Here is a 466-nt window from a genome sequence, read left to right as displayed (position 1 = left end):
GTCGCCGCCTTGGTAGGCCATTACCCCACCAACAAGCTGATAGGCCGCAGGCTCATCCCACACCGCAAAAGCTTTCCACCACCCCATCCAAAAGGTGGTCATATATGGTATTAGACCCAGTTTCCCAGGCTTATCCCACAGTGCAGGGCAGATCACCCACGTGTTACTCACCCGTTCGCCACTCGAGTACCCCTAGCAAGCTAGAGGCCTTTCCGTTCGACTTGCATGTGTTAAGCACGCCGCCAGCGTTCATCCTGAGCCAGGATCAAACTCTCCACAAAAATAAAGGCGTGAAAAGCCCAATACCTAACAAAAAAGACAAACAACACTAAAGCGTCTCCGCCAAAGTGAAGCTGACCAAAAATTACTACATAAAGAAATCAACAAACCCAACCAAACCAAAGTCCAGCTGAGCAAGGTAAAAGTGTTTTATCTCCGTATCACATACAGACAACAATTACATCGA

Annotated in this window: 1 rRNA gene; it reads right to left on the bottom strand. The window is 48.3% G+C overall.

Features of this window, described 5'->3' with window-relative positions:
• Positions 1–281, bottom strand: a 16S ribosomal RNA gene (locus C5Y44_RS13175); the annotation flags it as partial.
• Between the last annotated feature and the right edge of the window lie 185 nt (positions 282–466).

It is taken from the genome of Corynebacterium sp. J010B-136, from assembly GCF_002967075.1.
Classification (GTDB): Bacteria; Actinomycetota; Actinomycetes; order Mycobacteriales; family Mycobacteriaceae; genus Corynebacterium.
Note: the sequence above shows the minus strand (reverse complement) of the source record. Positions and strands in the feature narration are given on the sequence as shown.